Below are 14,207 nucleotides of genomic sequence, written 5' to 3'. Positions count from 1 at the left end.
AATAATATTTAAAACAAATACAATTAGGCTGTACTAATAGATATATTAGGTTTTATTTATGATTAAATTGTTATCTAAAATTTTATTTAAAATAACTGAGTATGAATATTCCTTACCTCTTTCTAGGGAGGAGCAGAAGTTACTTTTATTTGAAGTTGATAAAGTAAATGTTGATGAAAAAAAACTAGAACGCTCATATAAGCAGTATTTAGCTGAAAAGAACATATCTAGAAAAACTAAATTCGCTCTTTTGAATATAGTCTCTTTTTTGCTTTTTATACCTATTTTTTTAGTATTATTGACTAGATATTTTTTTTTAGTAAAAGGTGAATCTCAATCAAATATATCCTTATTTAAAAACCTTCCAATTATTTTGGAAAAAAAATATGAGCCTTTGGTTATAAATAAGCCTTTTGGAGCAATAGATATATGTCTATTCTTAAAAGCATTGAATAATTGTTTAAAGGTTACATTAAGCCCATATTTCATCCTAAGGATTATATGGAAATTGTCAATTTATAAACAGATTGTACTTGAACATCAGCCTAAAGTAATAATTATCTCAGGCGAGATGAATTTTGAATCTTCATTTTTAACATATTTTTGTAATGATTTGGGAATTGAGCATATTAATATTATGCATGGAGAAAAGTACTACTTTATTAAGGATAGTTATTCATATTTTAATAGTTTTTATGTCTGGGATGAATATTATATAAATTTATTTAAGTCTTTAAATGGCCATGCTGATAACTTTTTTGTTTATAACATTATGGAAAGGTATTTTAATTGTGACAAAAATGAATTTAGTAATATATTAAAATACTATTCACAAATAAGTTCTTCTTTTGGTGAGTTTAAAGAGAGAGTTAGTAATTTGATGAATTATGCTAATGAAAATAATTTAGACTTAGTGATAAGGTTTCACCCTTCACATATAAAAAAACAGGAAGTGGAATATGTGAAAAAATTAAATATTAACGTTGAATCCTCAGTAGTTAGTTTATTAGAATCTTTATTAGAGAGTAAAATTATCTGTGCAGAAAGCTCTACAGTATTAACCCAAGCATTTGCCTTGGGCTTTCCTGTAGTTGTAGATAATACATCAATCACTAATTATAATAGGTTAAAAAATTTGGGGCTGTATATTTTAACTCAAAAACATGAATTGTTAGTTAAAAACACCTGAAATTTCACGTAAATTTAATAACAATTCTTTTAGTTCTTCTTTAGATAGCTGATGAGTATTGTGAGAATTGTATTCGTCAGTTTCTGTTATCTTTTGTTCACCCTTTTCAAGGTAAGCATTGTAGTTTAAATCCCGTGAGTCTGCAGCTACTCTAAAATAGTCTCCAAGGTCTTCTGACCTAGCTCGCTCTTCTCTCGTAAGAAGAGTTTCATAAACTTTTTCACCATGTCGTGTACCAATTATTTTAACCTCATGTTGAGGAGCATTTAATAGATCTTTTAATGCCTCAACTAGTATTTGAATTGTTGCTGCGGGTGATTTTTGAACAAATATATCACCATTATTTCCATTTAAGAATGCAAATAGAACTAAATCAACTGCTTGATCTAGGGACATCATGAAGCGTGTCATGTTAGGATCTGTGATTGTTAAAGGTAACTTCTCATTTATTTGGCTTATAAATAAAGGTATAACTGAACCTCGTGAAGCCATAACATTTCCATATCTAGTACCGCAAATAATTGTTTTAGAGTTCGATATAGTTCTAGATTTTGCAACAAAAGTTTTTTCCATTAGTGCTTTACTCATCCCCATGGCATTGATTGGCTGAACAGCCTTATCAGTACTTAAGCATATAACTTTTGATACATTATTATCTATAGCTGAATTTAGAACGTTATCAGTTCCCATTATGTTAGTTTTGACAGCTTCAATAGGGTGAAACTCACAAGATGGAACTTGTTTTAGAGCTGCAGCATGGAAAACATAGTCAACGTCACGCATTGCTGAGTCAACACTTTGCCTATCTCTAACGTCACCAATAAAGTATTTAATATTCTTTTGAGATATATACTTCTTTCTTAAATCGTCTTGTTTTTTTTCGTCTCTTGAAAAAATTCTTATCTCTTTTAAATCTTCATTGATGAATCTTCTGAGAACGGCGTTTCCAAAAGATCCTGTTCCACCAGTGATTAGTAAAATTTTATTTTTAAAACTCATTTTTGTTCCTTAGAAAATATTCTGCTTCTTTAGAAATCTCGTCTTTAAGCTTAGGTAATGTCATGTCAAATACTTTTTCAAATTTTGTTACATCCATTATCATTTCATTTGGTCTCGGATAACCTGTATCAGTATACATTGAAGGCTTACATATATCAGTATTTTTTCCAATTCTTTCAAGATAATTAACTATGAATTCATATTTACTAAGTCCATCATGGCTTCCCAGGTTGTAGATACCGGGCTTGAAGTTAGTTGTTATTTTTTGAATTACTTCAACCAGAGTGCTTATATGCAAAGGGTTGAAATATATATTCTGAAAGCCATTAAATTCTTCATTGTTTGAGATATTGTTAATCCAACCGGTAAAACTAGTCCGAGTTTCAGTATCGCCACCAAAAAAGTTTGTTCTTAATACTATCGTTTTATCGAGTTCGAATTCTTTTTCACCAAAGTACTTAGTTAATGCATAAGTATTTCTAAGTATAACCTCATCCTCTCTAGAATAGTTTTTATCATAAACCTGGTCGGTGGAGATATGTATAACTTTGATTTCCTCATTTAAATTTGCAATAGCTTTCGTAATATTTGCGGGTATTTTACAATGGACCCTATATGCTAAGTCTGAATCTTTTTGACATTTATTCACATCAGTAATTGCAGTTAGATTTATAATATAGTTAGGCTTAATACTATTTATTAGCTTTGAGGCACTTATGTAATCTACTAAATTTGCCTGGTAAGGAGATTCTTTAGTATTAGTATGGTTAAAAACAGTAAAATTCTTAGTTAACTCTTTGTTTAAGTTTGTTCCAAGTAACCCGCTCGATCCTAAAATTAGTATTCTCATCTATTCGCCTTTATAATATCTTTAATAAATAGGAGTCTCTTTGGATTTAGAGATTTTAATTGATAATTAAGATAGTGATACTTTTTAAAATATATAATATTTGAACCTATAGTTAAAATAAAAAAAGAGAACACTGTTGTGTAGGCGGCAGCTACCTCACCCCAGATAGGAATCATGAGGTAATTAAGTATAATATTTGTTAGTGTCGCTAGTAAAGTTCTTGTTAAGTACGTTTTTGAATTAGAATCAATTACCTCAATATTATGTTGAAAGTTACTTAGAAATAGAAATGGTATTGTCCAATAATATATATTAAAGATAACTGGAACTTTACTATAATCCATCCCAAGAAATTTATCGATAAACAGAGGAGCGATTAAGATACCTATAAATCCGAATGTAAGACTAGAAAATACTAGTATTGAATTTGTTGCTACAATTAAGCTTTCGTAATTTTCAATTCGATCACTTTTTTTATGATTTATTAAAATTGGAAACATTGAGGTACAGATAGCTGTACAAAATATAGTTACAGGCTCACAGAGCTTAAGCATTACTGAGTACTGACCAATAATATTGGAGCCGACATAACTTTTAAGCATTATGATATCAATTTTCATAAGAATTGTTGTGAAGATTGACCCAATAAATATGGGGATACTTTTTGAAAAAACCACCCAGGTTAAACTATTATTGTATTTCCATCTAAAAATTGAGTTTTTGTAAGTAAGAACGAAAAGTAGAATTGGAACAATTAATTGAATACTAAATCCATAAACTTGATATTTAAGCTCAGGGCTTACTATAGCGTAATAGATACGATAGAAAATTGAACCGAGGGCACCTATTAATTGAAACAAACTGGCATATGTGGCCATAAATTTTGCTTCATAATATGCATTTAATATAAAAAAAGGTCTTATTAAATTTGTTGATAAAAGAAATAAAAGAAAAATATACAAACTCCTATCTTTTATAAGATAGTAGCCAACTAGAGAAAAAATACAAAAGTTTAGTAAGAATATTATTAGATTTAGTGAGAACGAACTTCCCAAAACCTCATTTTCTGTATAATTATCTTTCAGTATATACGCTTTAATAATGTTAGGATTACATAAATTATCAAATGTGAATGAAATCAGATATATAGATATTATATAACTGTAATCGCCAAAAGTTGCAGGTCCTATTTTTTTGGAAATCAATAAGGTACCAATCAGTGTGGTTAACAATCTAATAACATTAACTACTAAATACCCCGAAGAATTCCTAATAAATTTATTTTTTAGCATCTAGTTTCTTACTTGTTCTTAAGAAGTTTGAATAAAAAAATCCTCTAAAAAAATTAGGAGATAAACTTGAACCTATTCTAATGATGGTATTACGAATGTATTCAAATAAATTAATATGACCCATTTTGTAAAATATGTTTTGTAGTTTTATTTCTTGTTTTGCATAATAGAAACCACTTCTACGTTTGTACATATCAGATCCGCCCCTTACAAAAAGTAATGTTTCTGGAATATTTATAAAGTTACATCCAATTTTCATCATTCTTACCCAAAGTAAGTAGTCAGCCACTGAGTAAATATCTGTGTAATTACCAGCTTCAATAACTTTGGACCTTTTATACATCACAGTAGCATGATTAACTGGACATCTAAATTTAGAGAAATTATGAATCTCATCACTTGTACTAGGAAGAATTCTGATTTTTGAAGCATCCTCAATAGAAGTAGAAAATTCTATAATGCCAGTTCCAACTACATCTATTTGTGGATTATTAGAAAAAATTTCAAATTGCTTCTCTAGCCTAGTTAAATCACAAATGTCATCTGAATCCATTCTGGCAACAAGTTCATACTTACATTCTTTTATACCGTAATTTAATGCCATAGATTGGCCGATATTTTTTTCAATTGTTAGATACTTGATAATTGGATCACTAATATTTGATAGCATATTTTCAGTATCTTTTAGAAGAGGACCATCCTTTACAATTAGAAACTCATCAGGTCTTCTAGTTTGATTTAAAATACTATCAATAGCTTCTTTTAAATGTTCCAAATTATCATTTTTATAAATAGTCATTAACACTGATATCATTGAATACTCTCTTAAATTTATATATTAATTAGTTTCCATTTTTGGAAAACGGATGTTTTTTTTATAATAACATAATAGATCGATATTATGATTAATCCATGACCTAGTGTGTAGCCGTAGGGTTGAAATAGTAAATAGGGGAAAAGTAATAGGTTTAAAACTGGGTTATCAAGTTTTAAAAATAAATCACTGAATACGAAAAAAAGATATAATAAATATAGAAAGCCTAATTGGGCAATAAAGCCTAAAATTGCATTATGAGGATTAAAGCCAAAAGATTTCGTAGCTGATTTTATCAATGCACCAGAAATAAAATAGTGATTAAAATCTTTCATAATGTTTAAGTTTTGTAATATTCTTAAATTTAAAGTGTAGTATGTAGGTGATATCGGAAACTCTGTTTTTAGCTCATTCTGTTTGTTTTTAAAATCTTTAGTAAGGAACTCTTGGTCTTTTAATAGGCCACTTCTAACCATGTTCTTAAAAGTTATTTCTTGGCGTTTTATAGAAAAGTGATTGATCCAGTTTTTGTAAAAATTAGTACTTGCAATAAAGGAAGTCGAAAAAATAGTTATTACTATTGAAAAAGCGATAGTGTAATAAAAATTACTAAATCGATCATAGAAATTCCTTTTTAAAAAGATAGAACTTTTTGAAAAATTATATAGTATTAATAAGATTAAACTTATGTAAGCAGTCTTTGATCCAAGGGGGATTAAAATTAGAATATATAATATAGTTGTAATAAAACTTTTATTGTGTATTTCAATCATTAAGCTTAATAAAATTATTAAAGATAAAAAATTGCTTGACGCGAATCCGCCATGAATAAAAAGTCCATTTCTAAAAATATAGCATTTTAGTATCAGGAGAGGGGTTGCGTATCTTAATATTTTTGATAGTAACTGGGTTGAGCTAGCCTCCTTAGAAATAATCAAGCAAGCTAGTTCTAAGTATATAATTTGAGTAATATAATTAAGTTCTATACGTTCATTTATTAGATAGGAAAGTACCAAAAACATTAGAGCGCAAAACGCCTTTTTAAACTTTACTACTAAATTGGTACTACTAACTGTAATTGGAATGAACGTGAGTATTAATAGGGTAAGTGCTATATATTTTGGTGTGAAATTATAAGTTGATGTAGCCGTATCAATATATGACCACGGGATAATAATATATAATACAAGAATTAGATTATTAACAATTTTATTGAAATTATTAATAGGTAAGTCACGAAGCATAGAATATAACTACTTATAATGTTTTGGTTTTATGTAATTTAACATAAATATTTAGAAAGTCTCAAAAAATAAAAGTAGTAGTGTGTTATTTTGTTTTTTTCGCGCACAGTCATGCATTAAAAATTTAGTTATAATTTCTGATATGTTATATTTTTAAAAATTAATTAATAACTCTCTGAATAAGGTTTTATAATGGATAAAAAAGTAGCATTGATTACAGGTGTAACTGGACAGGATGGGGCATACTTAGCGGAATTCTTATTAGCTAAAGGCTATGACGTTCATGGTGTTCGAAGAAGATCATCAAGCTCAAATATTTCACGAATTAGTCACATTGTGACAGAACCACAATATGAAGATAACTTCCATCTGCATTATGGAGATCTTTCAGATAGCTCAAACCTTATTAGGTTAATTGAGGAAATTCAGCCTGATGAGGTCTATAATCTTGGTGCCCAGAGTCATGTTCGTGTTTCTTTTGATTCTCCTGAGTATACTGCTGACGTAGACGCATTAGGTACATTAAGATTATTAGAAGCCATTAGAATAAATAAAATGGAGAAAAAAGTTAAGTTTTATCAAGCTTCGACAAGTGAACTCTATGGCCTTATTCAAGATCCTATCCAATCGGAAACTACGCCATTTTATCCTAGATCACCATATGCGGTTGCAAAGCTCTACGCATATTGGATTACTGTAAATTATAGAGAAGCATATGGAATGTATGCTTGTAATGGAATCCTTTTTAATCATGAGTCTCCATTAAGAGGTGAAACTTTTGTTACACGTAAGGTAACTTCAGCAACATCTAGAATTGTTCTAGGCCTTCAAAAGAAACTTTTCATGGGGAATATTGATGCCGAACGAGATTGGGGACACGCAAAAGATTATGTGGAAATGCAATGGCTAATGCTCCAACAAAATAACCCAGAGGATTATGTAATTGCTACTGGAGAAAAGTATACAGTAAGACAGTTTATCGAAGAATCATTTGAAAACTGTGGTGTTAAACTTCGCTGGGAAGGCGAAGGAGTTGATACAAAAGGAATTGTCGAATCAATTGATCTGAGTGTTCTTAAAAAGTTAATTGATGAAGAAGTAATTCTAAAAGAAGGTGATGAAGTTGTTGCAATTGATCCGTACTATTTCAGACCAACTGAAGTTGACGTCTTGATTGGTGATGCATCTAAAGCTAAGAATCAATTAGGTTGGGAGCCTAAAATTAAGTTTAAAGAACTTGTTAAAGAAATGATTGATTCAGATTTAAAAATTGCTAAGCGTGATATTCATTTAAAACGTGGCGGTTTTAATGAAATTTTTACAAATGAGGAAAGATAGTATGATTCCTGTTTTAGAGCCTTTTCTTACAGATAAAGCTAAAGAATATGTGAATGATTGTTTAGATACAAATTGGATTTCTTCTAAGGGTAAGTACGTTCAAAAGTTTGAGGAATACTTTGGGGAGAAGTTTGGATATGAAAATGTAATGAGTGTATCTAATGGTACAACTGCATTGCATCTCGCTCTCGAGGTTTTTAATATCGGTGAAGGTGATGAAGTCATTGTTCCTGACTTAACTTTTGCAGCTTCTATAAACTGTGTCTTTCATGCACATGCCACACCTGTGATTGCAGATGTTGAGAAAGAAACTTGGAATATTTCAGTTGATGATATTTTAAGCATGATCACAGATAAAACTAAGGCAGTTATTGTTGTTCATTTATATGGTCAAGCTTTTGACGTAAAAATGCTTAAAGAGAAATTACCACGTAAAGACATACTTATTATTGAAGACTGTGCTGAAGCTCTTGGCGCAAAAGTAAATAATGAATACGTTGGTACGTATGGTGATGCTGCCACATTTAGCTTCTTTGGTAATAAAGTGATTACGACTGGTGAAGGTGGTGCAATCGTATATAAAAATAAGAACGACTTAGAAAAATCAAAAGTTATGAGAGACCACGGAATGTCTCCGGCGATTAAGTATCAGCATGATTACATTGGCTATAATTATAGAATGACCAATATTCAAGCTGCCATTGGTCTTTCTCAGTTAGAGTTCTTGGATGAATTAGTTAAAGTTAGAAAGCAGATTTTTAATTTTTATGATTCATATATTGAATCTCTTGGGTTTAAAAGGGTTAAAAGTACGGACGAATGTCCTTGGTTATATACAACCTTAGTTCCAGAAGGGAAAAGTAGAGATTCATTAATTGAGTTTTTAGCTGCTAATGGTATAGAAACAAGACCTATGTTTAAACCAATGAGTAGTATGGATATTTATAGAAATGTAATATCTGGTGACATTAAAAACTCCAAATATCTAAGTGAAAGAGGTATTTCACTTCCAAGTTCATATAGCTTAAGCCCTGATCAACTTAATACAATAAGAGTTTTGATTGAGGGTTGGACGAATGAGTAATAAAAAAGTTTTGGCCATTATTCCTGCTAGAGGGGGCTCTAAAAGAGTACCTGGGAAGAATATAAAACTATTAAATGGTCTGCCATTAATTGAATATACTTATATTGCGGCTAAAAATTCAAAGCAAATTGACGAAATTGTTCTATCTACTGATACACAAGAAATTGCAGATAGTGCAAAACTATATGATGAAGTGAAAGTTCCATTTCTTAGGCCTGCAGAATTGAGTGGCGATAGTGTAGGTGACATTCCAGTTATTGAACATGCGTTATTACACTTTTCAAAATTAAATAAGACATTCGATTATGTGGTTTATTTAAGGCCTACATCACCATTTAAAACTTCAGAGCTAATAGATGAAGTAATTTTAAAAATTAAAAACTCAGACTTCACCGGTATTAGAACTATCACTCCGTTAGAAGGTGTGTTTCATCCATATTGGGCATATCGAATTGAAGATGAGAAACTAGTTAATTTCTGTGCTGAAGGTGGAACTGAAAAATATTATCAATCTCAACTTTTACCAAATTGTTATCGTTTGAACGGTGTTGTTGATTGTTTTAAAGTGGAAAACTTGAAGTTAGGCAAAATATATGGTGATAACTGTAGTTATGTTCAAATTGATGATGTCACATCTGTAGACATTGATACCGAGCAGGATTTTAGATTTGCTGAATTTTTAATGAAGGATAGAGAAAATGAAAGATATTAAAATAGAGAATATTACTATTAGTAATAACGAGAAGTGTTTCATCATTGTAGAAGCCGGAGTTAATCATAATGGTTCAATCGAGATCGCTAAAAAACTAGTTGATGAAGCAGTAAACATTGGTGCAGATTGTATCAAATTTCAAACTTATAAAACTGAAAATTTAGTAACTAAGAAAGCACCTAAGGCAAACTATCAGCTAAAAGTGACAGATAAGAAGGAATCTCAATTCGAAATGCTTAAGAAGTTAGAGTTAACTCTAGAGGAATATAAGGATTTAATTAGTTATTGTAGAGAGCGTAATATCTTATTTCTCTCAACACCTTATAATATTGGAGACATTGATTTCTTAAATAGTTTAGGCGTTTCTGCTTTTAAAGTTGCTTCTGGGCAAATTGTTGAAAAGCCATTTCTCGAATATTTAGCAAAGCAGGGTAAACCAATAATTGCATCAACTGGTATGGCATATCTATCGGAAATTGATGAAGCAGTAAGAGTATTTAGAGATAACGGAAATGAAGATTTTGTTATTTTACAATGTACTACAAATTATCCGTCCCTAGAATCAGATTCAAACTTAAAAGCTATGATATCGATGAGAGATGCTTTTAACTGCTTGGTTGGCTATTCAGATCATACTGTTACTGATGTCGCTATTTTAGGGTCCGTTGCTCTTGGCGCTAAAATTATTGAAAAGCATTTTACACTTGATAAAAATATGGAAGGACCTGATCACTCATGTTCTGCAGACCCAGAAGAGATGGCCGAACTAATTAGTAAAATTAGACTTTTAGAATCAGCTTTAGGTACAGGGGTTAAAACTCCTTGTGAGAGTGAAATTAAAAACACTCAAGGAATGCGTAGAAGTTTAGTTTTTAATAGGGATATTAAAGAAGGTGAGACTTTGAAGCAGGAAGACATTGGTGTTAAAAGACCAGCAACAGGCATTCATCCAAATCTTATCGATCAATTTGTTGGTAAAGTTGTTACTCGTGATATCTCTCTCGATGATCAAGTAAGTTTCGGAGATGTAAAGTGGGATTAAAAAAATTAATCCTTGTTGGTGCGGGAGGGCATTGTAACTCTTGTATTGATGTTATTGAACTTGAAAATCAATATGAGATTATAGGCTTAGTTGATACTAAAGAGAATCTTGGTGAATATTGTCGAGGGTATGAAATTTCGTACACAGATGAGGATATAGAAGAGTTGGCGAAAATTGATTGTTACTTTTTGATTTCGCTTGGTCAAATTAAATCAGTTGATTTAAGAAAGAAACTTACTGAAAGAGTTATTAAAGCGGGTGGTAAACTTGCTACAATTATTTCTCCTCTGTCTTACGTTAGTAAAACAGCAAGAATTGGGAAAGGTTCAATAATTATGCATCATGCGCTAGTAAATAGTGATGCAGAAATTGGCGAAAATTCTATTGTGAATACTAAGGCACTAATTGAACATGGGGTTAGGATAGGAGATTTTTGTCATATCTCTACTGGAGCCATTGTAAATGGTGACTCAAAAGTTGGTGAAAATTCTTTTATTGGAAGTGGGTCTGTTGTTGTTCACCATACTAGTGTTCCATCAAACTACTTTTTAAGAGCAAAAGATATATTTATTAAATGAGGTTTTTATGTTTGATTTAGAGAAGAATACTGTACTTGATGATTTAATAAAGTGTAATGCAATCGAAAATGGTGACTATGAGTTATTCTCTAACAAAACAAGAGATGCTGACATCAGAGTTATTAAAGATAAAAAAAGTGGAGTAATTTTCCTAGAAACATTAACTCATACTGGTGAAGGTCAATATGAAGACAATGCAGGATTCTCATATTGGGGAAAGGACTCTAGAGAACAAGCTCTTTTAAATACATTTGAAGATGATAATAGAAGATATAATAGTATTAAGGAAAATATCAAACAAGGGCCATGGCTTGATATAGGAACTGGTTTAGGTGGAATTCTCGAACTAGCAAAAAAAGATAATCAGAGTAATATTTATGGATTAGAAATTCAAAGGCAGGCCAGAGAAGGTTTATGTCAATTAGGCTTTAATATCTTTGGCTCATTAAATGATATTGAAATAAAGTTTAAAACGATTTCATTATTTCATGTATTTGAACATATTTCAGAACAATTGAATTTTTTAAAAGATATTAAGAGTGTTCTTGATGACGATGGGACTTTAATTATTGAAGTTCCACATGCTAATGATGCTCTTTTAAGTAAGTATAGATGTGAAGCATTTAAAAATTTTACTTTGTGGAGTGAACATCTTGTATTGCATACTGAAGATAGTCTTGTAAAAGTATTAGAATATGCTGGTTATAAAATTGATAAAGTGGACTATATTCAAAGATATAATATTGCTAATCATATGTATTGGTTATCTGAAGGGAAGCCAGGTGGACATAAGGTATATAATGACATGAGTTCATCTGTAGAATTAGTTGAATGTTATAATAAATATTTAGAAAATAATAAAATAACTGACACAATTTATATCACTGCAAGTAAAGGGTAACAGTTTTGATTTACATTTCTACTGGTTGTTCTAAATTTAAAAACATTGATGAGAATCTAAGAGAGTTGATTTCTTGGGGATATGAAAATATTGAACTGACTGGTGGATTCAATAGAGAGGATATTAAAAATTTTGATTTTAATATTTACTCAAATTTGAATCTTCAATGTCATAATTATTTTCCTCCTCCATCAAAACATTTTGTACTGAACCTATCGGGGAGAGATGAAGTTTATAAAAACTCCCTTGGTTTAATTAGGGAAGCTCTTGCTTTTTCAAAAAAACATAATAGTTGTAGATACGGTATACATGCTGGTTTTAGAGTTGATCCAAAAGTAAGCGAGCTAGGTCAAAAATTTAAGTCTATAGGTCTAATCTCTTTAGATGAAGCCGAAAGTAGAATGATAAACTCGTTGCAATTACTAAATAAAGAAAGCGAAGGTATTAAGTTATATGTAGAAAATAATGTTTATTCTGCTGCTAACTTTCAATCATATGGCGGCGAAAACCCATTTTTATTATGTCAGTTTTCTGATTATGAAAGACTCTCTAAAGAAGTTGATTTAAATGTTTTACTAGATATTGGTCATCTAAAAGTATCTTGTACAACATTAGGTTTAGACTTTGATAAGGAATTAGCAAAATTCTTAGAGGTAACAGACTATATTCATGTGAGTGATAATGATGGTACTGCTGATCAGAACCTTGCATTAAGTAGAGATTCAATGACATTTGATATACTGAAAAAGTATAAATCTAACTTTAAGGATAAAACTTATACTGTAGAAGTATATAATGGTGAAGATGCTGTACGCGAAACAGTTTTATCAATAGAGGCTTTAAGGTCTAATTAGAAAAGTGAAAAATTGATTCATTAAATTTTTGACGTTTCATTATATATTCAAAGTCTTGCATACTTTTGATAGGATTAAAAAACTTAGATCTATTCTCTTTATTCACATTAAGTATATGAACAAACTGTTGACCATTCTTTCTGGCCAACCGATCCGAGTTCAAGAGCACCGAACCCATCGCACCTTCAAGTTGTAAAAACTCACCTTTTTGATTTTTGATCAAATCAGGAAGTGCTATTTTATAATCTTTAACCGCATTAAAATTAACGAGTACTAAATTCGTATTAAAAAAAGCATCATCGTCTTCTTCGCGTAATCCAAGCTTTTCAAAATACTCTAATTGGCCAGCTTGTTCAGCTTGGGCTTTTTCAATAATTGTAAGATAGGTTTTATCGCCCTCTGTCTTAAGCGCAATTTGACCACCCTTCATATCTCTTTCTGTTTTAGTCGTTGTAACCATAACAACTGGTATATTCTCTGTGAGCATCCAATTAACGATGGCACGATCTGGAGTTGAGCTTAAATCTTCGCCATTTCCAATACAGGCAATGACATTTTCACCTTCAGGCCTTGGTCCTTTAAAAACTTCATAACCAAAGACACCGTGTCCAGCAGGGGCAAGTCGTTCTAGTGAAAGCTCACCATTCTTAATAGTTGGAAGCTTTTGTTGAATGACAGAGTCGAGACGAGAGAAGTTATCATTTAGAAGATGTTCATACTTTTTCCACATTTCATCGAGGATTGGTTTCACATCATTATTAACTAGGTCCTGTAGGACCACCTTCTTAAATGAGCTTGTTTTCTTTGATGCTTGAATAATTTGAGCTTCCGCTAAGCTAATTGCACCGAATTCCTCTGTCTCAATATAGAGGTCAGTGGATTTTGAACCAGGTGTTGAACGGCCATATTTTTTTAAGTAGTCCGAACGATCAAGGCTTGAGCCAAGCCCTCCATGCATCTTTCTTAGCCAAAGGGTGCAGTCAACGACTTCCTTTGTAGAATAGCGTTGTTTGATATCTTCATATGAATGAAAAGGAAGTTCATCGCGAAGGAGTTTTCTTGGAGCTATCGCAGTAGGGTAGACTCCTGTGTCATTTTCTGGGGTCGCAATTGTTAAGTGTTCAGCTTTTTCATTTAACTGAGAAAGCAAACCCTCAAAATATTCGAGCTCGATCGGATTAGTAATAAAATCTTTTAAATTCATAGGGCTAGAGTATGGCATAGAATTAAAGAAATTTTAATATTAAGTAACTGATTAATTTAATCTTTCTTTGAAATGAGATGAAAAATGTTTTAAGTTTTATTTACAT

Annotated in this window: 13 protein-coding genes; 8 read left to right on the top strand and 5 right to left on the bottom strand. The window is 31.0% G+C overall.

The genetic code is table 11. The annotated features are described in order from the left end of the window. Positions 1 to 58 precede the first annotated feature (58 nt). The gene (locus ABMA78_RS15465) at positions 59 to 1,189 is read left to right on the top strand and encodes a hypothetical protein (RefSeq protein WP_392861367.1); all 1,131 of its coding nucleotides are present in this window, start codon (positions 59 to 61) and stop codon (positions 1,187 to 1,189) included. Here the strand turns inward: ABMA78_RS15465 and ABMA78_RS15460 are convergent. The 4 genes from ABMA78_RS15460 to ABMA78_RS15445 are packed head-to-tail and all read right to left on the bottom strand — an operon-like array spanning position 1,172 to position 5,129. Continuing rightward, the gene (locus ABMA78_RS15460; RefSeq protein WP_392861365.1) at positions 1,172 to 2,188 is read right to left on the bottom strand and encodes a polysaccharide biosynthesis protein; all 1,017 of its coding nucleotides are present in this window, start codon (positions 2,186 to 2,188) and stop codon (positions 1,172 to 1,174) included. The genes ABMA78_RS15465 and ABMA78_RS15460 overlap by 18 nt on opposite strands. Then, entirely contained in the window at positions 2,178 to 3,038 is an 861-nt protein-coding gene (locus tag ABMA78_RS15455; protein WP_392861364.1) for a sugar nucleotide-binding protein, read from the bottom strand. The genes ABMA78_RS15460 and ABMA78_RS15455 overlap by 11 nt, the downstream gene beginning before the upstream one ends. Next, on the bottom strand, positions 3,035 to 4,330 hold the full coding sequence (locus ABMA78_RS15450; protein ID WP_392861362.1) for a polysaccharide biosynthesis C-terminal domain-containing protein: 1,296 nt from the start codon (positions 4,328 to 4,330) through the stop codon (positions 3,035 to 3,037). The genes ABMA78_RS15455 and ABMA78_RS15450 overlap by 4 nt, the downstream gene beginning before the upstream one ends. After that, positions 4,317 to 5,129 carry a glycosyltransferase gene (locus ABMA78_RS15445; RefSeq protein ID WP_392861360.1) on the bottom strand — a complete coding sequence of 271 codons (813 nt, stop codon included), beginning with the start codon at positions 5,127 to 5,129 and terminating at the stop codon, positions 4,317 to 4,319. Before ABMA78_RS15445 ends, ABMA78_RS15450 begins: the two co-directional genes overlap by 14 nt. Before the next feature lie 1,451 nt (positions 5,130 to 6,580). Here ABMA78_RS15445 and gmd point away from each other — a divergent pair. From gmd to ABMA78_RS15410, 7 genes are read left to right on the top strand one after another with little or no spacing between them, the layout of a single operon-like run. Continuing rightward, positions 6,581 to 7,726 (top strand): GDP-mannose 4,6-dehydratase, encoded by a 1,146-nt coding sequence (gene gmd / locus ABMA78_RS15440; RefSeq protein WP_392861358.1) that lies wholly within the window; start codon positions 6,581 to 6,583, stop codon positions 7,724 to 7,726. Beyond that, positions 7,713 to 8,810 (top strand): DegT/DnrJ/EryC1/StrS family aminotransferase, encoded by a 1,098-nt coding sequence (locus ABMA78_RS15435; RefSeq protein WP_392861356.1) that lies wholly within the window; start codon positions 7,713 to 7,715, stop codon positions 8,808 to 8,810. Before gmd ends, ABMA78_RS15435 begins: the two co-directional genes overlap by 14 nt. After that, positions 8,803 to 9,522, top strand: coding sequence for a cytidylyltransferase domain-containing protein (locus tag ABMA78_RS15430; protein ID WP_392861354.1), 720 nt, complete (start codon positions 8,803 to 8,805; stop codon positions 9,520 to 9,522). Before ABMA78_RS15435 ends, ABMA78_RS15430 begins: the two co-directional genes overlap by 8 nt. Then, positions 9,509 to 10,564: an N-acetylneuraminate synthase gene (neuB, locus tag ABMA78_RS15425; protein WP_392861352.1), complete on the top strand. Its 1,056-nt coding sequence runs from the start codon at positions 9,509 to 9,511 to the stop codon at positions 10,562 to 10,564. The genes ABMA78_RS15430 and neuB overlap by 14 nt, the downstream gene beginning before the upstream one ends. Further along, the gene (locus ABMA78_RS15420) at positions 10,555 to 11,142 is read left to right on the top strand and encodes a NeuD/PglB/VioB family sugar acetyltransferase (RefSeq protein ID WP_392861350.1); all 588 of its coding nucleotides are present in this window, start codon (positions 10,555 to 10,557) and stop codon (positions 11,140 to 11,142) included. Before neuB ends, ABMA78_RS15420 begins: the two co-directional genes overlap by 10 nt. A 7-nt stretch (positions 11,143 to 11,149) precedes the next feature. Beyond that, positions 11,150 to 12,043 (top strand): class I SAM-dependent methyltransferase, encoded by an 894-nt coding sequence (locus tag ABMA78_RS15415; protein ID WP_392861348.1) that lies wholly within the window; start codon positions 11,150 to 11,152, stop codon positions 12,041 to 12,043. Positions 12,044 to 12,048: 5 nt separating this feature from the next. Next, entirely contained in the window at positions 12,049 to 12,897 is an 849-nt protein-coding gene (locus tag ABMA78_RS15410; protein WP_392861346.1) for a sugar phosphate isomerase/epimerase family protein, read from the top strand. Here ABMA78_RS15410 and ABMA78_RS15405 read toward each other — a convergent pair. Further along, positions 12,890 to 14,101 (bottom strand): UTP--glucose-1-phosphate uridylyltransferase, encoded by a 1,212-nt coding sequence (locus ABMA78_RS15405; protein ID WP_392861344.1) that lies wholly within the window; start codon positions 14,099 to 14,101, stop codon positions 12,890 to 12,892. The two genes, ABMA78_RS15410 and ABMA78_RS15405, sit on opposite strands and share 8 nt — an antisense overlap. Positions 14,102 to 14,207 lie beyond the last annotated feature (106 nt).

Source organism: Halobacteriovorax sp. RZ-2 (assembly GCF_043196685.1).
GTDB lineage: Bacteria > Bdellovibrionota > Bacteriovoracia > Bacteriovoracales > Bacteriovoracaceae > Halobacteriovorax_A.
This window is presented reverse-complemented; position numbering and strand designations above follow the sequence as displayed.

Coding starts and splice junctions, on each gene's coding strand:
- ABMA78_RS15465 (WP_392861367.1), top strand. CDS start 59: ATGATTAAATTGTTATCTAAAATTTTATTTAAAATAACTGAGTATGAA.
- ABMA78_RS15460 (WP_392861365.1), bottom strand. CDS start 2,188: ATGAGTTTTAAAAATAAAATTTTACTAATCACTGGTGGAACAGGATCT.
- ABMA78_RS15455 (WP_392861364.1), bottom strand. CDS start 3,038: ATGAGAATACTAATTTTAGGATCGAGCGGGTTACTTGGAACAAACTTA.
- ABMA78_RS15450 (WP_392861362.1), bottom strand. CDS start 4,330: ATGCTAAAAAATAAATTTATTAGGAATTCTTCGGGGTATTTAGTAGTT.
- ABMA78_RS15445 (WP_392861360.1), bottom strand. CDS start 5,129: ATGACTATTTATAAAAATGATAATTTGGAACATTTAAAAGAAGCTATT.
- gmd (WP_392861358.1), top strand. CDS start 6,581: ATGGATAAAAAAGTAGCATTGATTACAGGTGTAACTGGACAGGATGGG.
- ABMA78_RS15435 (WP_392861356.1), top strand. CDS start 7,713: ATGAGGAAAGATAGTATGATTCCTGTTTTAGAGCCTTTTCTTACAGAT.
- ABMA78_RS15430 (WP_392861354.1), top strand. CDS start 8,803: ATGAGTAATAAAAAAGTTTTGGCCATTATTCCTGCTAGAGGGGGCTCT.
- neuB (WP_392861352.1), top strand. CDS start 9,509: ATGAAAGATATTAAAATAGAGAATATTACTATTAGTAATAACGAGAAG.
- ABMA78_RS15415 (WP_392861348.1), top strand. CDS start 11,150: ATGTTTGATTTAGAGAAGAATACTGTACTTGATGATTTAATAAAGTGT.
- ABMA78_RS15405 (WP_392861344.1), bottom strand. CDS start 14,101: ATGAATTTAAAAGATTTTATTACTAATCCGATCGAGCTCGAATATTTT.